Origin of the sequence: Ensifer adhaerens, assembly GCF_002940685.1 — a bacterium.
Lineage (GTDB): Bacteria > Pseudomonadota > Alphaproteobacteria > Rhizobiales > Rhizobiaceae > Ensifer > Ensifer adhaerens_E.
In genome coordinates this window covers 34,145-60,708 of the sequence record NZ_PNFP01000026.1, presented here as the reverse complement: position 1 = coordinate 60,708, position 26,564 = coordinate 34,145, and the positions used below count along the sequence as shown (strand labels likewise).

The window sequence follows — 26,564 nt, the reverse complement described above, 5'->3', positions numbered from 1 at the left end:
ACGGCGCGTAAAGCCGATGATTCAGCCCCACGCACCGCGTGTCTGTTTGGACCCTACATAAAGACCGATTCTAAAAACCACAAGAGCCAATCAGTCTTTTCTGTGAATTTCGTCGACCGGATAACCGATCCTTAAACTTACTCTGCCGAACCCTCAGTTCTTATGCAAGCCTAGAGAGAATGGCAGGGGCAGAGGGGCTCGAACCCCCGACCTGCGGTTTTGGAGTCTGTTGCGGCGGTCGCGAGGCTTGTAGCACATGGCCGCAAGAAGTTTCAAGAGACTTCAGTTTGCCTCATAACCCATTGTTATTATTTACATTTATTTACATTTCCATTTTCCTTTGGGTGCAGCGGCATACCGCCGCCGGGTCGATCGCTGCCCGGAAACGTCGCCCAGAAGAACATCATCCGTCGCCCAGCCGACAGGAACAAGGAATGCTCCCATGAACAAAGTCCATCTCACCGACGACCTCGTCGAACAACTGCCGTTCGCCTCGGCCGGCGACCGCTACGAGGTCTACGACGCGTCCGTTCCCAACCTCGCCGTCAGGGTCGGACCGCGAACGAAGACGTTCATCCTGCGCAGGCGCGTCGGTCGGTCGCGCAATTCCATGCGCGTGAAGGTCGGCGCCTACCCGGAGATGAAGACGGTCGCGGCCCGAGAACAGGCGGGCGACTGGGACAACCAGGCCAGACACGGCCTCGACCCGACCGCCGCGCCGGCGGCCAAAGCCGCGGCCGAACTGATGGAGGCGCGCAGCACCTTCCGCTCGGTCCTGGAGGACTACATCGTCTACATTCCATCACGAAACAGGAACCTGAACGCCGCCGGCGACATCGCCTTCCTCAGAAGGAACTTTCTCAACGCAAAGAGCAACCCATGGCTGGACAAGCCGATCTCAAAGGTCACCGCTGCCGACGTCGTGTCGCTGATCAAGCAAATCCAGCACCGGGCGCCCGCCCAGGCCTACCACGCCCTCACCCAGATCAAGGTCTTTTTCGGCTGGGCCATGCATCCCGACAACGCGGACCGGATCGGTCTCCAGAGCAATCCCCTCGCCGCCCTGCGGCACATGAAGCTGGGCCTGCGGATCAAGGCCCGTACGCGGGTGCTGGAACGAGAGGAGGTCGCCGCCTACCTCGCCGCGTGCACCGCCACCCCCTACCCCTACGGTCCCTGCCTCAGGACGCTGATCGAGACCGCCCAGCGACGTGGCGCTGTCCGGAAGATGCGATGGCCGCAGATCAACTTCGACCGCAAGGTGTGGGTGATACCGGGCAAGACCTCGAAGATCGAGGATGCCCACCAGGTGCCGCTCTCCGACAGGATGGTGGCGCTGCTGCGATCCCTGCGGGACGCGTTGCCGCCGGAGCACGGGCCCTACGTGTTCAGCGCGACCGGCGGACAGAAGCCCATCGACAACTTCGGCGCCCTGAAGATCGTGAAATCCGTCAAGGCGCAGGGCGCCGACGCCGGCGGCAGACGGGGCAGGTTCGAGAGGCACATGCTGGCCTCGTTCGAGGCGCTCGCCCCCGGACAGGAACTGGAGGACTGGGTGTGGCACGATGCGCGCCGAACGGCCCGAACCCACCTCGAGCCGATCACCGGCCGCACCGAGGTCGCGGAAGCCGCCATCGGCCACGGACCGCAGGGGATCGTGCGGGTCTACAATCTCTACAAGTACCGGTCCGAGATCCGACGCGCCTTCAACGTCTGGTCGGAACTGCTGCACAAGGTCGAGCTCGGGACATGCACGCTCGCCGAATGGGAGCATGACACCGACCTGGTCGAAGGAGCGGACCGATGATCACGCGCCAGGAGCTCTACGATCTCGTCTGGAGCGATCCAGGAAAGGCCGCGGCGTCGAAGCTCGGCGTCTCCGACAGCTACCTGAACCGCGTCTGCACGGCGCTGGACGTCCCGCGCCCACCGCGGGGCTGGTGGATGAAGCGAAAGGCCGGTCGCGCCCCCCCGCGCCCGCCGCTTCCGCCCGCGCCTGCCAACCGGCCGGAATGCTGGACCAAGGGCGGCGCCGGAGTGCCTCCGCTCAAGGCATACTACCGGCGCGACGTCCTCGGATCGGGACCCGTACCTCCCGGCACCCACCGCCTGGTCGCGTATGCACGCGAGATCTTTACAACAGCCAAGAAGTCGCTCGACGGATCTCTCGTCGTCAACTGGAACTACGACTCTATCGACCTCACCGTCTCGGAAGAAGGACTGCAAGGCGGCCTGCGGTTGGCGAACGCCCTCTTCCTCGGTCTCGAAAGGCGGGGCCATGACGTCGTGGTGGCCCGGCGCAGCGCCTTCATCCGTCCGCCCATCAGCAACTGGGGGCGCGAACCGTCGCACCTTCGCGGCGACGTGCGCGCACTCTGGACGCCGAGAAACCCAACGATCGCCCGTATAGGAGGTGTCGCGGTGGGGCTCGCCATCCTGGAAGTGTTCGAGGAGGCGGAAATGCGCTATGTCGGCGGCGGGGTGTTCGTTCCAGCGCGGAGGCCTCCGCCTGCCGCGGGCATCCACTGGACCGAATGGCGGCGGATCCCGCAGGGCAGGCTGAAGCTCGCCGCCTACTCGCCGCACCATCCCCTGCCCTGGCTTCGCGAATGGACGGAGAAGCGTCGGAACAGCTTCGAAAGAAGCGCCGCGGCGCTTGTGACGGCGCTGGAAGCGGCGGCGGCGGAGCTTGGAGAGGCGCGGGCCGTACACGACCGCAAACGCCTTGGAGGCGGCGCCGGCTGACGCGCTTACGCTGCCGAAAGCCGTGCAGACAATTGCTAATCAGAAGCTGGCCAGCCACGTCGGGACCGTCATTCCTTCTATGCGAAGCCTATGCGCGTCCAGTAGCTTCACGATGTTTACGCACGCGCCGTTTCGGGACGGCAGACACCATGACTGGCTTGGCTATGCGAATAACTGATCAAGTCCCTCGGCCGTTCATGACGCGCGCCGCCTCACGAGTTCCGGAATCTTCTTTCGGATTCGCTTATAGGAGTTTGGTAGGCTTCCCGCTGAGAGCGCACGAACGGTGCCAAGAACTGTTTCCTGCTTTTTAAGTTGTTTCTTACGCTGGATTAGCAGCCCCTCGGAGGTCCTGTCTGCTACAGGCACGCTCAACCTATTAAAAAGAATATTTTTGGCGGTCTCCGAGCCGACAAGATCAATGTCCATCGCCCAACGAAAGCAGAAAACCCCTACTTCCTCCAGTATGTCCATCGCGCGCGAATGATTGGAGTGGAAAAAGCCAAGCAGAGCCGCCCTTTTGACCGCGTCTGGCACCATCGTTTCGATCAGACATTCCGGCTTGAACTCTCTCCTGTATCTGGGAAAACCTCGGGCGTCTCTGCTCGCATCGAGTTCGTCACTCAAGTACGGTAAAAAATAGTCCTTATCGACTACGGACGCGAAATCGATGCGAAGCTCCTTGAGAAGATGGTATGCGTATGGCAGGGAAGCGACGCCATCCAAGCTAACAATCGAGACGCTGTGGTTGGCAAAATTCAAACCACCTTCCTCAGCCAAGTATCGAACCAGCTCGGAGTCGATCGGGCTCTCAGTCAATAAAACATAGTCCGCAAAGAAGAACTCAGAATTTCTTCTTCTGTGAAAGTTATAGTACTTATCTCTATCAATTCCACAGGTAGCCCAGAAACTTCTTGGGAGTTGAGTCACCGTGATTTCAAACCCTCGAGTAACGGATGTGGCTCGACGACAGAGAGCGACTTCCTCATGCTCCAGGCTGTCAACCATTACTGTTGAATGGGTAGTAAATATAACTTGCAGCGGCAACTTTTTAAGCGCTGCGAGTAATGATCTTTGGGCCTGCGGGTGCAGATTTTGTTCAGGCTCTTCAATTCCCAAGATGTATGTACCGCCGAGAGATTCAGCCAAATAGGAATAGAGCCCAATAGCCGCGAGGCTTTGTGTGCCGCTGCCACAGTCGGAGATATCGATCGATGTATTCCCGTCCACTACACGAAGTACCAAATCTCGGATCAGAAGGCTGTAGTCAGGTGGGGATGCATAATCCAACTCAAATTGGAAGGAGCCATTTAGATGGGTCAACTCTCGAAGATACTTACTTAACCCCTTAAATGTTCTATCTTTGATCATGTTGGTCGCTTCAGCAACCTTCGGAGAGATACGGTCTCTGTTCTTAGTGTGATTCTTTACCCAAGACATAATAGCGGCTTGAAGAATGCTATCTTGCCCCCAACTCAGTACATTCTCTGTCCGCGCTACGGGGATGTACACGTATCGAACAAATTGCTGCAAGGTGTCGTGAAGTCCTGTTGGAGCAACCTGCCATACCCCATTGTTTGATACTTCCCAGATTGCAGACTTCCTGTATTTCAAACGCAGGCGCACATTGGCGCCGCCCGCGGCGGTCCGAGGCAAATTGCAATCAACAGGAGCGCCTGAGAATTCTAGGTCGATGATTGCGGTAGAGGTCTTCTGAAAGGCATGCCGCCCCGCTTCGAAGTGTTCACGCTCTCTAGAGAAGTTAAAGAACGCATTGAGGGCTCGAAGGATAGAGGACTTCCCCCCGCTATTTTGACCGACAAGCGCGAGCTCTGATCCAACATCAATTTCAGCTTCGCGAATTCCTCTGAATTTATCGAGGCGGATTTTAACTAACTTCAAAGTATCCTCGTCAAAAAAAGCTCGGCAACCGGCAGAGTTCGCGCTGCGAACTTGTGATTCGCAAGTCTCCGACGACACATATTGCAAGAATTTTCGATGCTCTCGCCTGGGACGCCCTCGCCAATACCCTTCGGCCATCTTTGACGATGTTCGCTTGGTCGTTCACGGCCGCCTCTATTTCACTCTGGGCGCCGCGGAACCCGGTGACATGCGCTCATTCATCGGTTGCAGTCGGATTGGAGACGTCTTCCGCCTCAAGCACTTCGGCCAGCGAGGAAGCTTCTTCCACGGCGGCGACAACGTATGGAAACCGGTCGACAGAGATACGTGTCGCTGGTCGTTCAATGCCGTTGATCTCGTCGGCTAATGCATCCAGAGCATGTCGCGCAGACTCGATCTTCTCGAGGAGCAGCGATTTCGGGTCGATCTTCCTCGCGGATTTTTTTTGTTTGCCATCGTTGTCGACCATCATCTGCTTTTGATAATCGGCCAGCCACAGATTGAGCCCATCTACAATTGCAACTTCAGTGTCTCCACAGAAGCGCGATGCCTCGACGATGTTGATTTCATCCTCAGTCTGCCGAACCAGTTCGACAATCACGAGTTCACGAAGGGCAGAATAGACATCGGCGATTGGGCGATGCCCATCACCAGGATAACGCCAAGCCCATCGATTTTCATCCGGATCAAGGGTCTTGATCACACGCAGAATTGGCTTCAGATCACGAAGTGGGTCAATTCTATCGACGGTAGACCGGTGGTCCCAGAATATGAGGATCGTCTCGATCGCTGCGGCGACCTTGGAGGGCCGATCTGTCCCCGTCGCCCTCTCGGCCTCCTCAATCAGCTCCGCAAGGTGATGGATCATCCATCTACCAAGGGTGTCGACACTGGGTTCAAGGTTGTACTCGGCGACGAGCCTTTTTCCAAACTCCAGCGTGTCCTCGGATGTCGCGAATGGAACCGTCCCTCGCGAGTACGAGGATTTTGAAGTGCTTTTTTTGTTGTGCCTCGGGCTCATAGGACTGCCTGTATTCGTTCCGGAGCGCGCGCTCGATATTGACTTCGCAAATTAGATCCTCGCCTCTTTCCTCTAGAAAGTCAGCAAGATCTTCAACTCTCACGAGAAGGCGCCACCCTTCAGACTTCGTACGACGGTACTGGGCACGTTCCTCAGGCGCTTCGTCGCTCCACGATTCGTAGATGAACGAAGGACTGCTACGTCCTGCCGCAGTCCACTGTACCGAAGGATGCGGTTCACGCAGTAGCTGCATAAACTTTGTGATTTCTCGACCGGGTTGGCATTGAATGCCGCGCCCTCCAAATCGTAGTGGATCGTGATCGTCAAACCGTCTGTCGCCCCTCAATGAAGCCAACCAACCGGTCATGCGATAGGGGGGCTGGTCGATTTCGTCATCGTCCTCGTCGGGTATTCGAAAGTCCCATGGGTCACGAACTGATTGAAGCGCCCTGGTTAGCGCTGCTGCGGTCTCCGGTGAAACGAGAGCTGAGTGGATCCTTAGGTGTTGCTCTCGGGTCGGGTGATCGTTCGACACACTCGCCCCCGCAACGATCCATCCTTCGGGAGCTGCCCCGAAAAGGCCCAGCGCTTCGATGTACTCGCTGTTGCGGACGTGACCAAACCAGCGCGCGTCCTTTCGATCATCCAGCCACCATAGTTCGGGAATTAGCGGCGTTGGTCCTCGCAGGTCAGAAAGCCACAGCGGGGGGTGAGTCGGAAGGAAGTCTTTCAGCCAGTCGGCAAATCGATCTTCGCCGGACTCTTCCTTTGCCACAGCCGACGTTTGAAGAAGTTCGCCGGCGACGCAGAGCATGGCGTGCCACTCCAGATAGGTGCTGTAGCGCTCGACAGTCGGAAGAGATCCGTGGCGATGGGCCCAAAGATCATAGCTGTGGTCGCTCAGCCGGCGGTCGCGACGAGGCTCTTTCACCCATTTGTAGATGTCGGTCGGAGCTTTCCACACGTCGAGGATCCACCGTTCGGCCATGGAGAGAATTTCTGCGGCGGGAATCTCGGGGAACATGCTGAAAAGGTCGCTGTACCAATACGGTATTGTGTCCGTTTCGTCGAAACTGAACCGACGCGACCCTCGATCCTCGCGCCGCTCAAAGACGCGGTTGGTCTCCGCTGCTTGCACACGCTTTTTCGGCACATTGAGCTCAACGAGCAGGCGGTTTTCATACTCGGACAGCGTGATTGCGCCTCTGTCCGAGGCCAGCAACAATGCACGCTTTGCGTATTCGCGAACAACTACGTGCGGAAGCTCCGGGTCCAGAGCGGCCACGAGAAGAAAGTCCTTAGCGGCGACAAGAGCGGCGGGGCTTTCGTCACTCAACCGATACGCGATCAACGCTAGCCAGAGACGCGCACCCAGTCCGTAGAAGGGAGAATTCGGATCCCGAAAGGCTTGGTCGACGTCTTTGCCATGCTCGCAGAACAAGTCCCTCAGTACGGTCGTATCTCCCAAGCGGGCAAGAGATCGAACCGCGTGCGCGGCTCGCCATCTTACGCGAGTATCGATGTCGGATAGCAACGCGTACAGGAAACGAGGGAGTGCCTCAGCGATGGACGACGGAACGTCGACAGGCCGCAATGATTCCCGGTCATCCTTCGGTAAGCGGGAGAAGAGGCGGTCGAGATACCAGTCAAGTATGCGTTTTGCATCGCCGCCCTCCATCATCGCTACGAGACGAGAGGCGAGACCGAAGAGCGCACCGCTTCCCATAACCATTCCAGATTCGGCAATGCCATCGAGGAGAACCGATGCTCCGCAGTCCGTGTCGACACGCGCGAATGCAAGAAGCTGATCGAGATTGCTTTGGCCATGCCGTAGGTACCGACTGAACACAGACAAATGCTCCGAGATTACGCCCGGAAGCCTGTCCCGACACCAACGTTGGACGGAAGGGGTGTCCTTCCAATTTTCGAGCAGATCCGAGAGAAGCTGCGACCAATCAAACGCGCTGGCGATCTCCTCATCGATCGACGTCATAGCATCAAGAAAGGGAACTCGATCCGCCGGAGATCGAAGTCTTTTACTAATTCCCCTCAGAATGGTGCCGGGAAAGGTGTACTCTGCGGTTCTTGATCTATTTTGAATTTCATTCTCAAGGGCTACCCGCCAAGTGGATCCACTGGTGGGCGTGAATTGTTGGCTGTTGGCTGGGCTAGCCACCCCCAACACCAGATCGGCAACAGGGTCTTTCGGCGTCTCCACGACCTTTCGATCCGGCTTGGTGGCGTCGAAGGATATCATTTTCCGAACCTGAGCTAGCCAAGGTCCATCCACCCGCTCGCCAACTACGTTGAGAAGCGTTCTCGCGCGGTTGATGCGTGCGCCCTGCCCGTCGCTAAGGAGAATGGCTCGGGCCAGTTCTTCAACAAGCTTGTCGTCGTTCGCTGCTGTATTTGTGCCGCGCGCAAGAGTTTCCAAGAATGCGGTGTTAGGGCCAGCAACCAACAACGAAAGAGCTGCCGCACGGCCCTGCGAAATGTCGTTGATCGACAGGGATTCAAGAAGCAATGGCAACAGCGTGTCACGCAACATGGCTGTACCGTCGTCCATCCACCGGCCGGTACAGGCGAAGGCGGTGGCGGAATGGACGTGTACCAGGCCGCGAAGGACATCGTCCCAACTAAAGTCGTCGTGGCCCTCCAATCTGATCGACGCCGCCGCTGCGAAGACTGCCAGCTTCGACGCAGCTTCGGCATCGCCAGGTTCGCTCGACGCCCGTGCCGCAACCGCGGCCCGTGCAAGAAAGTCTATCTGGTCAATGGCCTCCTCATCTATCTCCTTTGCAATGTCGACCGCGTCGTTGAAAAAGACTTCGGCATCCGGTCTGCTTAACGGGAATACGAAGCGAGCGAGGGCAACAAGCTCTGTCATCTTCTCCGTGGCGCGCGTGCGGCGTTGCGTGATCTCTTCCGCCGCGTCACCGATCTTTTTCAGCAAAGCAGCGTGAAATTCTACACGTAAGCGAAAGGCTGATAAGATTGAGACATCACGATCCTGGTATGTGCCGAACTTCTTCGCCGCCGAACGAAGCGTGGCGTCACATAGATCCGCGATCGATATCCCTGTGAGGAAAAGCAGGTCGGAAATGCTACGGGCTATAGCTCGACGTGCGTAATTGGCGTCGTAATCGAGATCAATCTCATGGGGCTCGACCAAGTTGCCGAGCCCTTGCAGGTCTTCAGCGTCAAGGGACGCCTTGGCCGCGTTATGCATGACGCCGATGCGACGCCGGTAGACGTCAAAGACAGCCGATAGTTTGCGGCTTCGCTTTTCTCGTTCTTGTTTAGCCTCGTAATCTTCGGTCGCGGCACTTTTGCGATTGCGCTTCGTTGAGGCTGTCTTGTTCTCAAGTCGCGGGCCGATCTGGTTGGCGAATGCGAGAAAGGTTTGCTTGTCGATCGTTCTGCCGGCGACGCTTTCACGTAAAATCCACAAGCGCATAACGGCGTCGACGCGGTTCGGATCCGACGGGTAAAGTGCTGCGACATCGTTGGTCACTGCGCGAAGAAGGAGGCCGACGGCCCGTTGTAGAACTTCGGCGTGGCCGCCGGCTACGAATAGAATTTCCATGGCTGTTAAGAGAAGTCGAAGCCACTCGGCCGTCCAACTGAAGGACGCAGAGGCACTACCTAGGTCTCTTCCAGGCATAAATATCTTGCGCAGCTTGCCAAGGTCTGAAGCAAGCATTCTCGAGTCAACGTCGAACCCCGCCAACGCCAAGGGAACCGTGACCAGCAATCGCCATGGCCCACGCGGCGAAAAGGCATTCGCGAAATCCATCAGCTCTTGGCCGTATCCATCGGCGATGAGGCGCGGAATCACAAGAAGCGCGATACGAAGCCTGGCGGACCGCGGGGACCAGCGATCGAGTTCGCGATTGGCGGCGTTCGCGCCGGCCACTCGGAAAACCGCCTCTATGCACGCCGCAATATCATTATCGTCAACTTTCCAGTGCTCGTTCCGTGATCCGCGAACGTAACCGTCTTCTCGTCGTGGTCGCTTAGCCAACCACGCGTCGTACATCCGGAGGAAATGAAATACCCCGGTGCGATCGCCCTTCAGGCTTGCACTGAGCGCGCAATGTGAAAGCACCGATCCGTGCATGTGCGCGCGATCACGATCCAGCAGTGTGCGTCTTATCAGCGATGGCCCGCTGAACTCGACGGACAGATCGAGTTCACGGTCGACTAGATTAAAGAACGCACTTTCATCGTGCTGGGCTTCGGCGCCGATCAGAACCGTCTGCACAGCCTTGACCTTGTCGTCAACGTCGCGGCAGGTTGCTAAAGCGATTGTAAGGCGCCGTAGCTGAATTTCGCGGCGAAGGAGTGGGTCTCCAACAGCGGCTACGTTGCGGTCCGTTTCAAGAATGACGAAAATGTCGGCCACGCGACCGGCGCTCAACAAGAAGTCCACTACATAGGTGCTGGCGTAGCGGTCTCCGCGATAGTTTTCCCGGAAGTGATTGGCGATCCGTGCGATCGTCTCCGAACGAGCGTGCTTGCTGCGTGTAGCAATATGGTCTTCAAAATCTTCGTCCGAGACGGTCAGTTCATAACCGCTGAGGCGAATGCCAGGAGCGAGATCTGCCGCAAAATCCCGAACGAGCTGTTCGCTTGTACCGGCTACGGCAGCCACGGCAACCACGGTCGCCGGCATTGGCAGGAATGCAAGGGCGGCCGTCAAGTTGTCCAGTTCCGCCTGCCGTCCAAGTTTGGCCAAGGCGTGGGAAAACGATGCGTCGAGGACCTGGGCCAAGGACCGACCGTTGGGAAGCAACGAGGTGAACAGATCATCGAAGCTGCCCTCAGAAGCCTTCAAGGCATAGGACTGGACTCGAGGAATGCCTCCCGAGAGGTCATGAAACGACGCGATGGAAGTGTCGGATGCCTCTGGGAAGACGGTTCTTAAATGTATGCCCGTCTCCGCTGCCGAGAACGGAGGGCATAAAACCTCCGCAGTCGTGTGCGGAAAGCCCAGCCCCTCTTTTCTTGCTGTTCGCGCAGAAACCACAAAGCGGACGTTTCCGGGAAGCTTGGAAAGGTCCGCCTCGGCAATGTCGTGAATGAAGGGGCGAACCACAGGCACGGCCGCTGCAGCCGCCGTAACGGCATTGTCCGCCGCGTCGATGATGACTAGCAGGATTGCCCCAGGCGAGGCGAGCTCGAGCGCCTTTCCGGCTATCGTCATCCGCTGGAGGAAAGTCTCGATCGTCACCGGGTGTGACCCGCTTCTTGGCAGCAAAAGGGGAAGATCGATAGCAACCGCGACATCGTTGATAATCTGCAGGAGCGCGCGCTCGGAAAGATGCCGCTTATCCTCCGAATGCATGTAGCTTCCGGCCCCATAACAGTCGAAGGTCACGGCGATCGAGCCAAAGGGAAGCTTTGGCGGAAGCTGCTGAGTTAACGTCGTCTTCCCGCAGCCGCCGTCGCCATGCAGCACAACGATCCTCATTCCCCTATCGAGTTGGCTAAGAACCTCGTCTGTCCCGACCCGCTCTATCGACATTTCGGGGATCTCGATGGCAGGCGGGCAAGGAAACAAGCCCTTGCGCCCTCCGAGTCCGAACCACACGAGGAGCTTTCGTTCGTCGACGACTTCTCGGGAGCGTTCCGGAAGCATCAGGGTTCGAACTTGGCTTTGAAGATGCTCGATCTCGCCGCGGACGTCGTCGCCTAACAGAGAAATAACCTCTCCGGCCACCGCTTCGTTGAGTGCGAAGCGCGAAAATGATCCGCAGCCGCCGACATCCAGGCTGCTTAGAAACTTGTCAAATTCTTCATCTTTAAGTCCGGTGGCTTGTTGAACTTTTCGCCGGTTCTCAGATTGCGCGGTGGAGTCTGCGTGGGCCAGAAGGTTGCGTACGTCCGATCCGGCCGGCTGGTTGCTGACAAGCCTCACCACAAGCTCAGCGCCAGGTTTCATGCGCGCGCGCGCAGCCGCAAAATCGTTGGCGAGTCTCCGAATTACGGAGTTGTTTCCCGTCTTCTTGGTGTTGGCAGCGAGGCGGGCAATCGTCCAGTGAAGGTCAGGAGACGATCCCGAGTATTTCAGTTGAACCAGCTCGACGCGGTCGGCACGGTCGAGCGATGGATGGCCATGGAAGAGAGCGCAGTCGACGCCGTCCCAGGTGGGGGCGTCGACTGTTGTCGGAGGCTCCGCATACTGAATTCCTTCGATTGTAACCGCCGCTAGCGTGCTCTTTGGTTTCAGGAGTCCAAGGATTTGCTGAAGCGCCCAAAGTTCGTGAAATTGATCACCCGCATTCGATCCGCGAGCACCGCCATAGTCGGCGGCCTGTCTCGATGCCAATGTCCACGCTCCGTTCTTGCCGAGGAACTCGGTCGATTACCGATTCATTCGCCCTTGCAACTTAAGGTGCGTGGTATTGTGGCACAACGTTCAATGTTTCGATTCTCTCGTATGTACACAGAAGGGATGACTCTGAACGAGCAGCGCACAGTGCATGCGAGCGCGACAGTGCCGATGTTTAATGTCCAGGTCCACAGGACGAATCCTTGCGCTAATTGTTGACAATTTGCCCGATTGTCATCTCCATACGTCTATGGATTCGACGTTGGAGATCATGGTCGTCCTGAGGGCGGGTCGCGCGCTACTTGGACTGAGCCAGGAGGAATTGGCGGGTTTAGCCGGCGTTAGCCGACAAATCGTCGTGCGCATCGAAAAGTGCGAAGGCAACGTCCTCGTCGAGTCGATCGAGAAGGTGCGGGCCGCGCTGGAAGCCGGCGGTGTGGCCTTTATAGACGGGGCGGCGGAGCGGGGGCCGGGAGTTGCACTGGTCCGGCGGCCTCGCGTTGTGGGGCAACCGGATTGAAGCGTTCCACGAACGCACTGGAGGGATCTGCTATACGAGGTTGGCGCTCCGCAGCTTGCAAAAACCGAGAAGGCAAGCCGCGTCTCGCTGAGCGTTGCCCTGGATTAATGGCCGGGCGAAACGTCGTCGTGGATCTGGGCAAAAACAAGCATCCTGTTGCCAATCGAGATGCGTCACCTGGGCGCGCGTCACTTGCCCGGTCGCGCGAGCGACCGGGCAACGTCGATGTGGTCACCTCCGATCCCATGGGACCCGGCTACACGGCGAAGCAATCCGTGATCAGCTTCAATGACAGAAGCACAGAAGCAGAAGTGTTACCTCGCTTGATCGATTTCTTGCCACTTCACGGCCGATCCGCTGCGACATTATAGAGCGCGATCGGTACCAGCGGTTCGTCGGAGTTTGCTTTCGAACCGATGGCAGTGAAGTAAACCGATGGCTGGTTGAAAGCGGCAACGGTTTAGACTGGGCTCGGTACAGTCGTGGGGCTTATGCGGACGCCGAGCGGATAGCCCGTTCATCCAATCGCGGCATATGGCGTGGCAATTTTCAGTTGCCCTGCAAAGTACGAGCTGAGCGTTTTGGACACGCGCCTGCTTGTTGAACCACCGATCAACGAACGATCCACCTACTAAACAGCCCGCTGCCGAAGCCCGATCCTCGCAGATCTGGCGCGGCACGTTCCCTCCATGCGATATTACCGAGCTGCCAATTAGCGGCAACTTCGCTGCCGGGCTCAAATTCTGTCAATAAATCTCACGTTCATCTAACTGAGGTGCTGTATTTGGAGCCGTCAGATGAACAAAGTATTGTACACTATCCTCATTTACGTGCAACCAAATGGACAATGCGGTTATAAACATGCCACGTCAGAGAAGCTATTCAAGAGTCACGCGCCAAGCGCTCGTCATGCTCGGCAAGCTGATCCGCATCGGACGAGCCGAGCGCGGCCTTACCGCCCAGGAACTGGCTGACCGCGCGGGCATCAGCCGGACAACGCTATCCAGCATCGAAAAGGGTGCGCCGGGGCCGGAGATAGGGATCGTCTTCGAAGTATCCTCGCTCGTCGGCGTGCGCCTGTTCGAATACGACGAGCGAATCCTACAACTTCACAACGCCCACCTCGACGAAAAACTCACCCTGCTGCCCAAGAGCGTCCGCCAGAGGCAGAAGAAGGTCGATGATGATTTCTAGAGCAAACGCTAGACAAGCCTTTGTCTGGATGTGGCTGCCAGGCGCCACGGAACCGGTGGTCGCGGGCCGCCTCGATAAGGACGGCGAGCAGTTGCTCTTCACCTACGGCGCCAGCTACAGGCGCCGCGAGAACGCCATTTCCATTTATGAACCGGAACTGCCAGTTCGGGAGGGCGTCATCGCGCCCATCGACGGCCTATCCATGGCGAGCTGCATTCGCGACGGCTCGCCCGATGCCTGGGGTCGCCGCGTCATCATCAATAGGCTGACAGGCAAGAAGCCTGACGCCGCCGGCCCGCCGGAAATCAGCGAACTGACCTTTCTGCTCCTGTCGGGATCCGACCGGATTGGCGCCTTCGACTTCCAAGCGTCGTCCACAGAGTACGTCCCCCGCCTTGCCGCGCAAGCCTCCCTCGACGAGTTCCTGGAAGCAGCCGCTTTCATCGAAAAAGGCGTCCCCTCGCCCCCGGCGCTCAACCAGGTTCTCAGTCACCGTACTGCCATAGGCGGCGCGCGACCGAAGGCGCTGATCGAAGACGGTGCAAAGAAGTTCATCGCCAAGTTCCCGGCCAACAGCGACACATACAGCGTCGTGAAAGCTGAATTCATCGCCATGAAGCTGGCGGCAGCCTGCGGCCTGAACGCTGCGGCAGTCTCGTTGACCCGCGCCGCCCAAAAGGACGTCCTCTTGATCGAGCGATTCGACCGCACGCACACAAAAGATGGCTGGACGAGGCGCGCAATGATCTCGGCCCTCACCATGTTGGGTCTTGATGAAACGTTGGCCCTCTATGCTTCGTACGAGGACTTGGCCGAGCTGATCCGCCATCGTTTCAGTGATCCGAAGGACATGCTCAGGGAGCTCTACGGGCGGATGTGCTTCAACGTGCTGTGCTCCAACACCGACGATCATGCGCGCAACCATGCAGCGTTCTGGGACGGCAAGTTGCTGGCCTTGACGCCGGCCTACGACATTTGCCCGCAAGCCCGTACCGGTAACGAAGCCACCCAGGCTATGCTCATCAAGGGCGAAAGCCGCGCTAGCAGGCTGGCCACCTTGCTTGCGGCCGCGCCGGACTATCACCTAAAGGAAGCGGAAGCCGCGGCACTGATCGAACATCAGGTCGCAACGATCGCTGAGCGCTGGCAGGCCGTGTGCGATGAATGCGAACTGAGCCCGGTCGATCGCAAGCTGTTCGCTGGGCGTCAGTTTCTCAATAGCTACGCGCTCGAGGGGCTGAGTGGCCAGAAGGCGCTGCAAGAGGCGTTTCGTTCCGCACGGGAGGCGCTGATCGCAAGCGGAGGCACTGGTCTCGTCAGCCGCGCCTGATTTTGCTGTCTTCCTGCTCTTCGTGGAGGCCTTTTCCACCGGTCGAGCTTCATTGCCCGGAGCCGGCCTGTAGAGCTGAGGAAACTCAGCATCGCCCCGGTGTCATTGCTGCCACCGGGTAGCTCGCCATCGATGGCCCTTTTACAGGTTGTGATTAGACTCCCGAGTCTCTTGCAACTCTCCGACGAATATAGCCGTAATCTCAGTACGTGGCCGCTGGGAGACCCAAAGTGACTGATATCGCTGAAATTTGGGCCGACGATAAACTGGATCGGCGAGAGAAAGCCGAGTACTTACGCGCCTTTCTCATCGGTCGCGTTCAAGAGCGACAGAAAGCAGGGATCAAGGGCGCTTACGTCGTTAACGTGGAAGCCGAGTGGGGATTCGGAAAAACGTTCTTCATGGAACGGTTCTTCACTCAAGTGTCACAAGATCATCCCGCCGTCTTCATTAACGCTTGGAAAAGTGACTTCACTGACGACCCGTACACCGCCGTAGTAAGTGAAATTGAGTGCTACTTTAGTGCAGCGACGCAATCCCAAAAAACGGATATTGGCGCCTTCAAAGCAACGCTGGGCGCCGTCAAGAAGAATGCCGCAAAGATATTCTGGATGGGCCTCAAGGGCGGACTTAAGCGCGGCGCTCGATGGGCGGTTGGAGAAGCGGCCGACGAAATAGTAGAACTCGTAGAGAAGCACGCCCCAGAGCATGCCGAAGCAGCGGCGACGGTAGCGGAAGGTGCAGAGGCGCAACTCACCGAAGTGACGGACGTAATCATCGATGCATTCGCTGAAAAACGAATAATGGACTTCCTTGAGGCCAAGGAAAGTCTGGATAACTTCAGAGATAGCATGTCAGCGATGCTCAAGGTCTACGAAAATACCTTCGATAAAACCCTTCCACTTTTCATTTTCGTTGACGAACTAGACCGATGCAGACCGCCATACGCCATTGCAATGCTCGAACGAATTAAGCACCTCTTTGACGTTGATAACGTGGTGTTCTTAATCTCGACTGATACGAAGCAATTGGCTCATTCGATCAATGGAGTATATGGAGCTTCGTTTGACAGTCAGAGATACCTTCAAAGGTTTTTTAACCGAACTTATACACTGCCATCTGCAAACAACGGGCAGATCATTAACGCGTTGCTAGACGTGAGTGGAACGAGAGAAGAATTATGGAATGTCGCTGGAAAAACAAAGGAACCACGCGCCTTTCTAGCTCTTGCCTCTAACCGGATGGGCATGAGTATCAGAGAAGTCCAAATGGCGCTCGATATTTTGATGAGTACGACGACTGTCTGGTCATCCGTTTGCAAGATCCATCTGTATGTGATGTATCCTCTTATATTCGGGTACATCAAAGGTGTTGATATAGAAAATCTAACAGAATCAGGATGGCTGTGGAATGAAGTTAAAAAGTTTCACGATATCAACGTCGACGTTGGTGGTGGAGAAACTGCCGCAGTTACGCATTACATTCACACCCTTCTGAATATTATTAGAAGAACTGTTCCCACCTATATGCATGAGGAATCGCAATATCACGCCAGAGAAGATCGGCAGCCATGGGTGATTTGGGCTCATGCGCAAATTCGAGACGAGTATGATAAGATATTTGCAAATTCGTCATTGAACGAGAAGTCCATTATAACCCAGTATGGGAAAATGATAAAACATGCTGGATTTCTAACGCAGACTTAGTACTGAAATATAAAATAGGACTTTCAGTTGAAAAACCACTATTTAAACTGGTGATTTCATTTAATCTTCAAAAAGTTGTAAGTCTTCGTAATCGTCAGGGTCACCGTCTTTGAGCTCGGCCCGTTGCTCAAGCATAGTTCAGGCTCAGGGATTGATCCATCGGGAGGCCACCAGCGCGCCGAGATGGCTATATTCGAAACCGGCGCGACGGTTGTCAGCGCGCCGTAGCTCGAACCAGTCCAGGGACTCGGCGCGGAAGCTTACAACGCCGAAGAAGGCCTTCCCGGACGCTTCATCCCCCGCCACGACCGGAACCGTTTCATCGTCACTGAGCTCATCTCCCGGCGGGCCGCCCGCGTAGGTGCGTCGCGTCCAGGCGGAAAGCTCACTCCATGCCTTTTCGGCGAGATCGCTGCCAGGGGAATGAAGTCGCGTGGTTCCAGCAAGGCGGAGTTGGATTCGCGTCGATGCGCAGAAGCCGAGAATGGTGACGAAGGGATTTCGGGACAATTCGAGCCATTTCGGGCTACGTGTATCGGTATGAACGTCGAGAAGGCGAGCCGCCGTGTCCGCGCGCCGGAGCACGACCATGCGCGCCTGCGGACGGCCTGCCACATCCACAGAGCACAGGTTGATGAACCTAAACCCCGACTGCGGGTCTTTCGCCGCGGATTCTAGGCTCGACCACGCCGAGGCATCCACTTCTTCAAGGTTCATTGCACGACCTCTTGCTCCGATCCTTCGAGGATTCACGAGTCGCGGGAATATGCCCGTGCCGCGAGTTCGAGTCTCATAGTAGGCTTGGCTGCCTCGAAGCTTAAGCGGAACTGTGCGAATTCCGGCGCCACGGCCATGGTGTCCAGAAGTTCGCGCGGCTTCCGCATCGAACCGTGCACCGACAGTTCGTCAGGATCTTGCGACTACGATCAGCAAGCCGCTTGACTAACGTGGGAATATGTTCCTATTTTTGTTCTTGCCGAGACAGAGCAAGAGCAATGAGACTGAAAGCACCATTCCCGCCGTCGTCGTACGTCGAGCATAACCCGGCGATGTACAATACAATCAAGGGCCTACAGGAATGGGAAGTGTTGGGTGCGCGTTGCGCCGCATGCGGTCGCATAGGCTGGGTTAACAAAGACGCTGTGATGGCACGTTGGGGCGATCAATACCTGATGAATCTGCGCAGCCGGCTCCGCTGTGACTGTGGCAACCGCACCGACAATGTCGTGCTGATAGGTCGATTGCCGCGCTAGGAAAAAGGCCGCCCGTGTTGGACGTCGCCGAACACCTGTTGCGAGCACTCGACGTATCCAGCGAAAAGTATAACCGCGCCGAACTGCCCTGTTGTCGTGAAGCCTTGACCGATGCCTATGGCACCATTGCCAAGCTTCGTAAGGTTCGGTGATGCGACGCTGCCTTGGCGGATCGAAATCCGCCAAGGCATTGCCTCTTGATTGCCGGCGCTTGGTCAGAACCTCCACCGGCGGGCATCATTCCTCGCGCGATATGCCTGGAAACCTGGCAATCCCGATCGCCGAGACGGAGGCGGCGTGGGCTTGGCAAAGCCGCGTATAGGCGCGCCGGAGAGGAAATGGTCGATGACACTCTGGCGGTGGACAGGCGTCGCGATGACGCGCCCGCGGGGAATGTAGGCCAGCCACCAAATCAATCCCGTGGAAGGCAGCCAAGGCGACGAAAAGTCAGCATCGCCGAAATCCAGGAACACGGGGTGACTGCCTCCCCTCCAGCGTCCGATGATCGCCGAGGTCTGATCCGACAGAAGCCATGCGCGTGCCTTAGTCTCCGCTGATGGAGCATAGGTCAGCGCCTCTTGGAATGACGGCAGATCGCGTTTCAGCCGATTGCCGTTCACGATCCACACCATGCGGCCATAGAAGGCCTCGCGAGAGGCCCTTTCCTCCGGAGAGATAGCTGAATACTGGAACTCAAGCACGCTACCACTCGTCGTTTTGACGTCGGCTATGTGAACGTCGGCGTTGCTCGCTGCATGTCTAATCTCCTGCCACTCCGCAGGGAACTGGTTCTTCCAGCCGCGATGCCATTCCGTTTCCGGCTCCCACCAGTGGTCACAGGCGACGGTACTTTTATGAGCCCAATGGTGCAGTCGTTTGTGACCGCACTTGGGGATCATGGGCGAGGAGCATCCGGGGCAAGTGCCGCGAACGCCTGCCGTCGCCTCCAGACGGATTCCTTCTACGAGGGCATATTTCATTGTCATCTCCAAATAGCCATGAGCCGCGCCAGAAACGACGCTCGCTCGGTTCACAAGGGAAAATGGCGGGCGGCTTGGATACCGCTTGGAGATTCTTCGGGCAGTTTCGGCTGCCTCATCTTCTTAGCCGTCCGGTCCGCCTGACGACTAATCAAAGACTAGAGGCTTGTTTCCGACAATGCAATGCCGCGGCCAGCGAGGTTGCTGGGCCGCTGCGGGACATCTACCGATCGGTACTGCTTCCTCGTGTGAAGTGGCACCGATCGGTATTGAGCGCTGGGAGACTACATGGCGTGCCCGACAGCGATGCCGAGCGAAGCTGCCGCCATCCAGATGGCCATGGCGATCATCATCAGGTTCTCCGTGAGCGAGATGAAGCCGAGAGGAACGTTGCTAGACCCGCCGACGCACGCGCACTTCAGCTCCCGCTTGTCGATGTAGACCGCCTTGAAGACCGATGCGGCTCCCACCGTGCCGATGAAAAGCGCAACCGGAACCGACAGCCCGTTCAGTGCTCCCGCTATCATCAGGACCCCGGCCAGGCCTTCGGCATAGGGGTAGATGTAGCTGTAAGGAATCCAGCGCTTCGCCAGCAAGTCATAGTTCAGGAACATCGTTGCGAAACTCTCGACGTTCTGGAGCTTCAGCAAGGCAAGGACGACCATCGAGAAGGCGATGAACCATTCAGCCGCGCGCAGTGTGAACGGGCTGCCGTCGGCTGCGTAGCTGGCGGCCATTGCCATCAGGGCGGTCAAAGCGAACAGGACGATCACAGGGCGGTAGCTCGTGGCATTGGGGTCCGCGACGGGCTTCCCAAGGAACCTGCGAAGGTCGTCGTACCCTCCGACCCTGTGTTCGCCGATGAACACCTGCGGTGTCGTCGCCACTCCGTGTTGTGCCTTGAAGGCGTCCGTCTCCGCGCGGGTCGTCAAGTGACGGTCCTCGACTTCATAACCCGACCGCTTCAGCAGGTCCTTCGCCTTCAAGCCGTAGGGGCACGTATGCTCGGCCATCACCATGCGGTAGAGAACCGCCTTCTTCGACAGGTGTCCTGGGTTCGGCTTGTCCAACATTTCACGTCTCCTTCAATCTTGTGAAACCGTTGGCAAGACAATACGTTCCGTACCATGGTACGGAGTCAAGAGCCCATGCGGATGACGATCGGAAAACTTGCAGCAGCCGGAAATGTCGGGGTAGAGACGATCCGCTACTATCAGCGGCGGGGGATACTGGACACGCCACGACGGTCTGAGGGAGCGCGCCGCTACGGCAACGAGGACGTGCGGCGGCTGCTGTTTATCAGGCAGGCGCAGACGGCTGGTTTCACTCTCGAGGAGATCAAGGAGCTTCTCGATCTGGACTCCGGGCAAGACCGGGAGAGAGCGCGGAACCTCGCGAGGAACCGCATCGATGCTCTGGACGCCAGGATCGCCGAACTTCAGCGGGCGCGGGAAGCGTTGCAGCGGCTCGTAGGGGAATGCGCCACGGACAAGTCAGGTCCTTGTCCGATCCTAGCATCCTTCGATTTGTAGAGCCGAGCCCTGCCCCGCATCATGCCGCTGCCCATCATATCGTTCATCAAGGTTTCCATCCTCAATTCACCGAAGTGACCAGCTCGGACCCGAGCGCTCTGGAGCGGTGCGGACCCAGTGCCGTCAGCGCGGCTCCCGCTCCGCGACCGCCGTGCCGTCGACTACGCGGTCGCTCGGATGCAACACGACCCGATCACCCGGCGAAAGCCCGGATAGCACTTCCACCAGTTTGCTGTTTCGCTGTCCAGTGCGCACGACCGTGGCACGGGCACGACCGTCCTTGACCGCAAAGACGGCCCAGTCGTCTCCTCGCCGGAACAGGGCACTAACAGGTAATGTAAGGGCATCTTTTGACTCCCAGATGGCCACATGAACGATGACGCGGAAGTCGTGACCCAGCCGTTCCCAGGATTCGGGCGGATCGACGAGATCGATGACAGTGCCGACGCGCTGTTCCTCGATCCCGAGGGCGGAGACTTTGGCGAAGCCTGCCGGGTCGACGCGCACCACGCGGCCGCGCAGCACCGGTCCACCCCAGCCGTCAACGGTCACCGTGGCGCCGCTCCTGATCTGGACGGCCTCGGTCGAGAGGAAATCCGCGACGATCTCGAGATCTCTCGGGTCGCCGATCTGGACAAGTGGCGCTCCGACTTGAACAACTGCTTCGTCCTGCTGGACGATCCTGAGCACACGGCCGCTTTCGGGCGCGCTGACTTTGACGCAGCAGTCCAGATTGGTGCCGGCATCCGTTCCGGACTCGAGAAGGCGCGCCGACGCCACCGCCTGCTCCCGACGTCGCACCTCGAGCTGTGCCTTCGCCGTCGCGAGTTGCGCTTCGATGGTCTCGAGATCGAATCTCGCCTTTTCCAGATCCCGTGCAGGGATCGTGTTGCTGCGTGCGAGTCCCTCCGCACGTGCAAGCTCGGTGCGAGCGAAGCTGACCGCTGCATCGATGCGGTGGATCTCCGCCTCAGCCAGGGTCACGACAGCGTTTGCAGCGACGAGAGCGGCCTCCAGTTCCGCGCGGGAACGGACATCGAGTAGACCAGGGGGCATCGGCTGCATGACCGCGACGGTCGTCCTCCCCTCGACCACTGCGTCGCCGACGTGGAGGGAAGTCCCATCATGGCCATCAGGCCTGGATATCCGCAGAACCTTTCCGGCAACCGGAGCGGACACGGTGTAGACGTGCCGGACGCGTGTTCTTGCCTCCTCATCGACCGTAACCGCCATCGGCCCCCTCGCCGCCTGCGCCGTGTCGACGGGGACCGGCCGCGGCCAGGCGAACCACGCGACAGCGACCGCCGCCGCCCCCATCGCTCCAAGCCACCCGACCCGTTTCAACCAGTTCCGCTGCATGGTCCTATTCCCGAGTTTTGAGGACTGCCACAAGGTCGAGCGCGTAGACCCGGCGTCCGACGACAAGCGCCGAGATCAGCGCCGCAACAAAAATGATCGTGGTCGCCAGCACGTAGGTGAGGTTCTCGACAACGAGAGGTACGCGCATGAGCTCTCCGGCGAGCTGCTTGTTCATGAGCCATGAGAGGCCATAGCCGATCGCCCAGCCCGGCGGCTGTGCGAGGGCGACGATGACTGACAGTTCGAGAAGCAGGATGCGCATCGTCTCGCCCTGGCTGAAGCCAAGGACCCGCAGCGTCGCGAGTTCCCGTGCATGCTCCGAAAGCGAGATGCGTGCGCTGTTGTAGACGACGCCGAAGGCGATCACGATGGACAGCCCTGTGTAGATGCCCGCCATTGTCGTCACGATGATCGCGAGGCTCTGGCGGAAGTTCACGAGGGACACACGCTGCAACGCCACGCCGGCAACGGTCGGCATCTGTTTGATAGCCTCGTAGAGCAGATCAAGCTTGCCGTCGTCCACGCTGAGATGGACGCCGTTCGCGGTCGGAGCCTCGCGCAGCAGCCGGGACAGGGCCCCAGCGTCCATCATTGCGGCAATACCGAAGTAGTCCTCCACCAGGGCAGCTACCGTCAATTCGACGGTCCGCCGCCGGCCGTCGAGCAGGTCCACCTCGACCGTGTCACCCACGCGCGCATCGAGAAGCCGCCCGAGATACGCGGAAATCGCCACTCCGGTCTCCGGCAGGCTGACCGTGCGCAGATCGATGTCGATGATCCGGCTGAGATCGGCTCCGGGTGGCCTGCCTGAGAGCAGCGTCCTGCGTTCCAGGCTTCCCTTTCGGATCCGGATGGGGACCTGCCGATAAGGCTCGGCGGCAAGCACGCCGGGCAGCCTGCTCACGTCGAACACAACCGTCTCCGGGCGCTTCTCCGCAAAGCTGATCGTCGCATCCTGGCGGTCGGCCATGAAATACGTCACGTCGACCAGCTCCTCCATGGCATTGCCGATGAACAGCGAGACCACGAGAATAGCTGTCGCAAACGCCATGCCGAGGGTCGCCAGTGCCGCCCGGATCGGCTTCCGCGCCATGCCCCTGACCATCATCATCATGCGTTGAGACAGCAGAGAGCCAAGCTCCATCCGACCGAACAATGCGCGCTGGAACGACGGAGGAGCCGGAGGCTGCATCGCGACCGCCGCGGCCAGCGAGACGATCTCTCGAAGGGATCGGAAAGCGCCTCCGAGCGCAGCGAACAGGCTGAGGAGCGCAGCGAGGAGATAGACGTCGGGGCTGTCGGCGAAGACGAGGAACGGGAACCGGTAGAAATCACCGAACAGCCTTGTCACGTACACGCCGAGCAAGGTTCCCGCCGCGCTGCCGATGACGATGCCGATCAGGGCGACGACGGCGACGAATTTTGCGTAGTGGGCGACAATGCTGGTGTCGAAGTACCCGAGCGCCTTGAGCAGGCCGATCTGCTCGCGTTCAAGTGCGACGAGTCGGCTGAGCGTCAGGTTCACGAGGAATGCGCTGACGACGAGGAAGATCGGCGGAAGCGTGCGGCTCATGTTCCGCAGCATGTCGAGCCCGTGCTCGAGATAGGCATGCGAGGTCTGGTACTTCCGTCCGTAGGCTGCGCCGCCGCCGTATGGCTCGAGCAGATCATCGAGCGCATCGATGACTTCCGTCTCCACGGCATCCGGCATCAGCTTGAGGCTCACCCAGGAGAACGCGCCCTCCAAACCGAAGACCTCGGCCAGAGCGCGCTCCGACATCCAGATGATCGCAAAGCGGCGATCGTCGGGCATCCGGTCGCCGGGGCCGATCGCATAGACATACTCCGGAGACAATGCGATGCCGACGATCGTCAGCTCACGCTTGCGGCCGTTGAGGGTGGCGGAGAAGCGGTCACCTGGTCCGAAGCCATGCGCCTTCGCGAAGCTCTCGTTGACCACCACCTCGTCCAGGTCGTTCGCGCCAGGCAGACGTCCGGCTCGCATGTAGAGCCGATTGAGCAGCGGGGAGCCGGTTTCGGGAAGCGAGATGAACCGCCCGGTCGCGGGTTCGGGGAACTCCGGGATGTCGAGAAGCGCGAGTTTGGCGATCCGGGCTTCGACGGCGGCGACGCCGGAAATCTCGGCGATGCGCGTGACGAGCGTCTTCGGCGCCCGTGTCACCTCCGCGAAGACGTCAGCGAATTGGTACCGTTCGTAATAGGCGATACGGGTCTCATCCAGCGACCTGAAGGATCCGGTCGACAGAACGAGGGATGCGACGCCGCCGGCGATCACCAGGGCGATGGCAAGGACCTGCCCCCAGAGCCGCCGCAGATCCCGCTTCAGTTTGGTGTCCAGCGTGGTCATGTGTCACCAGGTCAGCGCCGCGGCTGAGAGCCGCCGTTCATTCACCTGAATCTTCGAAATCGTTCCGTCGGCAAAGAAGAGCACGCGGTCGGCGACCGCGTGGATGCTGGCGTTGTGGGTGATGATCAGCGTCGTGGTTCCAAGCTGGGTGTTGACGTTGACCAGCGCGTCGATCACGCGGATGCCCGTCTTGGAGTCCAGCGCTCCCGTCGGCTCGTCGCAGAGCAACACCTCCGGCCGTTTGGCAATCGCCCGAGCGATGGCCACTCGCTGCTGTTCTCCGCCCGAGAGCTGGGCGGGGAAATGGTTTCGCCGAGCCTCAAGCCCGACAAGCGCCAGCGCCTCGTCGGGCCGCATGGGACTGGCAGATATTTCTGTGACCAACGCCACGTTCTCGTAGGCGGTCAGGCTCGGTATGAGATTGTAGAACTGGAAGACAACGCCGACGTGCTCACGCCGGTAGAGAGTGAGTTCACGCTCGGAGAGCGCCGTCAGTTCAATCCCCTTGAAGAAGAGCTCCCCGCTCGTCGGGCGATCGAGACCGCCCATGATGTTCAGCAATGTCGACTTGCCGCTCCCTGACGGCCCCAGCATGACGACCAGTTCACCCGCTTGTATGTCGAGACTGACATCGCGCAGGGCATGCACGGCGACTTCGCCGGTCAGGTAGGTTCTCGTGAGGGACCGGGCACGAAATATCGTTTCCGCCATCTCAGCCTCCACATGGGCGACATCCTATCCTATGCCTCGGGCGCTCGCTCGTCGCGCTTCGAGCGGTGTCTATGCGCGCCATGGCTGCCGTGCCCGTGAAACATATGTAGGAGTGGGCAAGCGAGCACGAGTAGGAACGGAAGGTAACCGAGTACGTGAAGACGATGCTCTGAAACGAGCAGAAATCCGCCGATCAAGAGAAAGCCGGTCAGCGCGATAGCAGTTCTTGAGCGCCAAAAGCCTCTTGACTCCCCCGTGCTGTGGTCGTGGTGCAAACTTGCATGCGCCTTTTGATCTTCGTTTTTCATCGGAAAGCCCCATTCCCTTAGGTTACATCATTTCCATCAGGGGAGGCACGAGCAGCCGGTCAGCCATTGGCTTCTGCGCTCCCTCTAGCGACTGCTAGAGAGGGACTAGCGCCGCCTTTAGCCTTCGTACGTTTTCAAGCCGGCCGGCCAGTACATTTTCCCTCTGTTCAAGACGTTGCAACGGGGTTGCACCGTCGCCCCGCCATCTCGTCACTCCTCACTTTCGCTAAACAGCAAACATTAAGAATACCACGTCTGAGAAAGACAACGTTGACGCAAGTCAAGCTCGAAGCCGTCAACCGTCGTCATGGGGCGCTGCGCCATCCGTCGCAGCAAGTCCTTTCCATACTCGCGGATGTATCCAACTTGTCAGACTTTGCGCGAGTCCATGCATTGCCTTTATGAGACGAGATGTCGCGATAGCGGCCGGTTTCTAAAAACGCCGTCTGACCGGAGAACCGGACGATAGGACGCCGCAACACGGTTCTCTCACCCTCGTTCACGTGGCTGAAATGGTACGAGGACTTTCTCTGAGGACGTACGCCACTGCAGGCCTGGAGCAGCGTCCCAAATTAGTTGAGCCGATCTTCGGCAATCAGCAATGCAGAAAAATCAATGCTGCGTCTCCTGCCAAAAAGGCTCAAAGGAACAGTAGCACCCGCAATCCTCACCGAACGAGCTACATTGATACTCGCACAACCTGCGATCCATCTTGTGATGGAAGATCGGCGGAACCGGCGAGGCAACCAGAGCGCCTGGCGGACGCGCCGACCAGTCGGGTCGGCAGAAACCGATGGCTGGATCAAAAATGCAAGCTCCAGTTTGATGTGCCTCAATGCGTACGCCCTTGGAGACTGCAAAGCTAACGTAGTTCTCCAATCGATGCGGGAGGCACAAATGCAATGGCTATCCGAGAACTGGTTCTGGATCGTGATCGGGCTTGCCCTCTTCTTTTTGATGCAGCGTATGCACGGGCATGGAATGGGACATCGCAGGGGCTATCGATCCGCCAGGGGTTATGATGATTCATCGCACAACCGAACGCAGGAGCCACGCGCCGTGTTCGATCCGGTTAGCCGCAATCGGATTTTGCCAGGCGGCACGACCATCTCGTCGGCATATGATGGACGAGCCTACTATTTCGAGAACCGCCCGAACCGTGACGCTTTTGAGAGTGACCCTGACAAATATCTTGCGGCAATGCCCGAATCGGGACTGCCGATTGACGCTAGAGACGATAGGCGACATCGGCGACGCGGCTGCTAAGCCTTGAGGCCGCCAGCCGAAGATCTCACGCTTTC

The 26,564-nt window shown here is 58.5% G+C and carries 19 protein-coding genes and 1 pseudogene; 10 read left to right on the top strand and 10 right to left on the bottom strand.

Annotated features, from left to right (window positions below; translation table 11 throughout):
- Positions 1-442: 442 nt before the first annotated feature.
- Positions 443-1,807 carry a tyrosine-type recombinase/integrase gene (locus C1A35_RS33085; RefSeq protein ID WP_104668464.1) on the top strand — a complete coding sequence of 455 codons (1,365 nt, stop codon included), beginning with the start codon at positions 443-445 and terminating at the stop codon, positions 1,805-1,807.
- Complete coding sequence (locus tag C1A35_RS33080; RefSeq protein WP_104668463.1) at positions 1,804-2,745, top strand: hypothetical protein; 942 nt, start codon at positions 1,804-1,806, stop codon at positions 2,743-2,745. The genes C1A35_RS33085 and C1A35_RS33080 overlap by 4 nt, the downstream gene beginning before the upstream one ends.
- A gap of 195 nt (positions 2,746-2,940) precedes the next feature.
- Here C1A35_RS33080 and C1A35_RS33075 read toward each other — a convergent pair whose 3' ends face one another.
- The 3 genes from C1A35_RS33075 to C1A35_RS33065 all read right to left on the bottom strand — a co-directional run bounded on the left by C1A35_RS33075 (position 2,941) and on the right by C1A35_RS33065 (position 11,999).
- Positions 2,941-4,647, bottom strand: a complete 1,707-nt coding sequence (locus C1A35_RS33075) for an ATP-dependent nuclease (RefSeq protein ID WP_158665233.1) — start codon at positions 4,645-4,647, stop codon at positions 2,941-2,943.
- Positions 4,648-4,861: 214 nt separating this feature from the next.
- Entirely contained in the window at positions 4,862-5,515 is a 654-nt protein-coding gene (locus tag C1A35_RS33070) for a hypothetical protein (RefSeq protein WP_065376948.1), read from the bottom strand.
- Between the two features lie 28 nt (positions 5,516-5,543).
- The gene (locus tag C1A35_RS33065) at positions 5,544-11,999 is read right to left on the bottom strand and encodes a hypothetical protein (protein ID WP_104668461.1); all 6,456 of its coding nucleotides are present in this window, start codon (positions 11,997-11,999) and stop codon (positions 5,544-5,546) included.
- A gap of 274 nt (positions 12,000-12,273) precedes the next feature.
- Here C1A35_RS33065 and C1A35_RS33060 point away from each other — a divergent pair, with 274 nt between their 5' ends.
- The 5 genes and pseudogenes from C1A35_RS33060 (at position 12,274) to C1A35_RS33040 (ending at position 16,752) form a co-directional block, all read left to right on the top strand.
- Complete coding sequence (locus C1A35_RS33060) at positions 12,274-12,522, top strand: helix-turn-helix transcriptional regulator (protein ID WP_065376972.1); 249 nt, start codon at positions 12,274-12,276, stop codon at positions 12,520-12,522.
- Between the two features lie 322 nt (positions 12,523-12,844).
- A pseudogene (locus C1A35_RS33055) lies at positions 12,845-13,126 on the top strand (thermonuclease family protein); the annotation flags it as partial.
- A gap of 305 nt (positions 13,127-13,431) precedes the next feature.
- The gene (locus C1A35_RS33050; protein ID WP_065376950.1) at positions 13,432-13,716 is read left to right on the top strand and encodes a helix-turn-helix transcriptional regulator; all 285 of its coding nucleotides are present in this window, start codon (positions 13,432-13,434) and stop codon (positions 13,714-13,716) included.
- The gene (locus C1A35_RS33045; protein ID WP_104668478.1) at positions 13,706-15,046 is read left to right on the top strand and encodes a type II toxin-antitoxin system HipA family toxin; all 1,341 of its coding nucleotides are present in this window, start codon (positions 13,706-13,708) and stop codon (positions 15,044-15,046) included. Before C1A35_RS33050 ends, C1A35_RS33045 begins: the two co-directional genes overlap by 11 nt.
- Before the next feature lie 230 nt (positions 15,047-15,276).
- Positions 15,277-16,752: a KAP family P-loop NTPase fold protein gene (locus C1A35_RS33040; RefSeq protein WP_158665232.1), complete on the top strand. Its 1,476-nt coding sequence runs from the start codon at positions 15,277-15,279 to the stop codon at positions 16,750-16,752.
- A gap of 144 nt (positions 16,753-16,896) precedes the next feature.
- Here C1A35_RS33040 and C1A35_RS33035 read toward each other — a convergent pair whose 3' ends face one another.
- The gene (locus tag C1A35_RS33035) at positions 16,897-17,469 is read right to left on the bottom strand and encodes a pyridoxamine 5'-phosphate oxidase family protein (protein WP_104668459.1); all 573 of its coding nucleotides are present in this window, start codon (positions 17,467-17,469) and stop codon (positions 16,897-16,899) included.
- Positions 17,470-18,019: 550 nt separating this feature from the next.
- On the opposite strand from C1A35_RS33035, the gene C1A35_RS36185 reads away from it, so the two are divergent.
- Positions 18,020-18,157, top strand: a complete 138-nt coding sequence (locus C1A35_RS36185; RefSeq protein ID WP_158665231.1) for a hypothetical protein — start codon at positions 18,020-18,022, stop codon at positions 18,155-18,157.
- A gap of 63 nt (positions 18,158-18,220) precedes the next feature.
- On the opposite strand, the gene C1A35_RS33030 is transcribed toward C1A35_RS36185, so the two are convergent.
- Both C1A35_RS33030 and C1A35_RS33025 read right to left on the bottom strand, forming a co-directional pair.
- On the bottom strand, positions 18,221-18,985 hold the full coding sequence (locus tag C1A35_RS33030) for a competence protein CoiA (protein WP_104668458.1): 765 nt from the start codon (positions 18,983-18,985) through the stop codon (positions 18,221-18,223).
- Between the two features lie 284 nt (positions 18,986-19,269).
- Positions 19,270-20,058: a MauE/DoxX family redox-associated membrane protein gene (locus C1A35_RS33025; protein WP_104668457.1), complete on the bottom strand. Its 789-nt coding sequence runs from the start codon at positions 20,056-20,058 to the stop codon at positions 19,270-19,272.
- A gap of 54 nt (positions 20,059-20,112) precedes the next feature.
- On the opposite strand from C1A35_RS33025, the gene C1A35_RS33020 reads away from it, so the two are divergent.
- On the top strand, positions 20,113-20,517 hold the full coding sequence (locus C1A35_RS33020) for a MerR family transcriptional regulator (protein WP_199773092.1): 405 nt from the start codon (positions 20,113-20,115) through the stop codon (positions 20,515-20,517).
- A gap of 123 nt (positions 20,518-20,640) precedes the next feature.
- On the opposite strand, the gene C1A35_RS33015 is transcribed toward C1A35_RS33020, so the two are convergent.
- From C1A35_RS33015 to C1A35_RS33000, 4 genes are read right to left on the bottom strand one after another with little or no spacing between them, the layout of a single operon-like run.
- Positions 20,641-21,876, bottom strand: a complete 1,236-nt coding sequence (locus C1A35_RS33015; RefSeq protein WP_104668456.1) for an efflux RND transporter periplasmic adaptor subunit — start codon at positions 21,874-21,876, stop codon at positions 20,641-20,643.
- Positions 21,877-21,880: 4 nt separating this feature from the next.
- Positions 21,881-24,244, bottom strand: a complete 2,364-nt coding sequence (locus C1A35_RS33010; protein ID WP_104668455.1) for an ABC transporter permease — start codon at positions 24,242-24,244, stop codon at positions 21,881-21,883.
- A gap of 3 nt (positions 24,245-24,247) precedes the next feature.
- Entirely contained in the window at positions 24,248-24,955 is a 708-nt protein-coding gene (locus C1A35_RS33005) for an ABC transporter ATP-binding protein (protein WP_104668454.1), read from the bottom strand.
- Positions 24,956-24,984: 29 nt separating this feature from the next.
- Positions 24,985-25,263, bottom strand: a complete 279-nt coding sequence (locus tag C1A35_RS33000; RefSeq protein ID WP_104668453.1) for a DUF2933 domain-containing protein — start codon at positions 25,261-25,263, stop codon at positions 24,985-24,987.
- An 897-nt stretch (positions 25,264-26,160) separates the two neighbouring features.
- Between C1A35_RS33000 and C1A35_RS36180 the strand changes: the two genes are divergently transcribed.
- Positions 26,161-26,529 carry a YHS domain-containing protein gene (locus tag C1A35_RS36180; RefSeq protein WP_158665230.1) on the top strand — a complete coding sequence of 123 codons (369 nt, stop codon included), beginning with the start codon at positions 26,161-26,163 and terminating at the stop codon, positions 26,527-26,529.
- Positions 26,530-26,564 lie beyond the last annotated feature (35 nt).

Excerpts from the sequence above, each read along its gene's own strand:
- C1A35_RS33085 (WP_104668464.1), top strand. The coding sequence starts at position 443 with ATGAACAAAGTCCATCTCACCGACGACCTCGTCGAACAACTGCCGTTC.
- C1A35_RS33025 (WP_104668457.1), bottom strand. The coding sequence starts at position 20,058 with ATGTTGGACAAGCCGAACCCAGGACACCTGTCGAAGAAGGCGGTTCTC.
- C1A35_RS33015 (WP_104668456.1), bottom strand. The coding sequence starts at position 21,876 with ATGCAGCGGAACTGGTTGAAACGGGTCGGGTGGCTTGGAGCGATGGGG.
- C1A35_RS33020 (WP_199773092.1), top strand. The coding sequence starts at position 20,113 with ATGGTACGGAGTCAAGAGCCCATGCGGATGACGATCGGAAAACTTGCA.
- C1A35_RS33060 (WP_065376972.1), top strand. The coding sequence starts at position 12,274 with ATGGTCGTCCTGAGGGCGGGTCGCGCGCTACTTGGACTGAGCCAGGAG.
- C1A35_RS36180 (WP_158665230.1), top strand. The coding sequence starts at position 26,161 with ATGCAATGGCTATCCGAGAACTGGTTCTGGATCGTGATCGGGCTTGCC.
- C1A35_RS33050 (WP_065376950.1), top strand. The coding sequence starts at position 13,432 with ATGCTCGGCAAGCTGATCCGCATCGGACGAGCCGAGCGCGGCCTTACC.
- C1A35_RS33030 (WP_104668458.1), bottom strand. The coding sequence starts at position 18,985 with ATGAAATATGCCCTCGTAGAAGGAATCCGTCTGGAGGCGACGGCAGGC.
- C1A35_RS33070 (WP_065376948.1), bottom strand. The coding sequence starts at position 5,515 with ATGATCCATCACCTTGCGGAGCTGATTGAGGAGGCCGAGAGGGCGACG.
- C1A35_RS33000 (WP_104668453.1), bottom strand. The coding sequence starts at position 25,263 with ATGAAAAACGAAGATCAAAAGGCGCATGCAAGTTTGCACCACGACCAC.
- C1A35_RS33045 (WP_104668478.1), top strand. The coding sequence starts at position 13,706 with ATGATTTCTAGAGCAAACGCTAGACAAGCCTTTGTCTGGATGTGGCTG.
- C1A35_RS33080 (WP_104668463.1), top strand. The coding sequence starts at position 1,804 with ATGATCACGCGCCAGGAGCTCTACGATCTCGTCTGGAGCGATCCAGGA.
- C1A35_RS33035 (WP_104668459.1), bottom strand. The coding sequence starts at position 17,469 with ATGAACCTTGAAGAAGTGGATGCCTCGGCGTGGTCGAGCCTAGAATCC.
- C1A35_RS33005 (WP_104668454.1), bottom strand. The coding sequence starts at position 24,955 with ATGGCGGAAACGATATTTCGTGCCCGGTCCCTCACGAGAACCTACCTG.
- C1A35_RS33010 (WP_104668455.1), bottom strand. The coding sequence starts at position 24,244 with ATGACCACGCTGGACACCAAACTGAAGCGGGATCTGCGGCGGCTCTGG.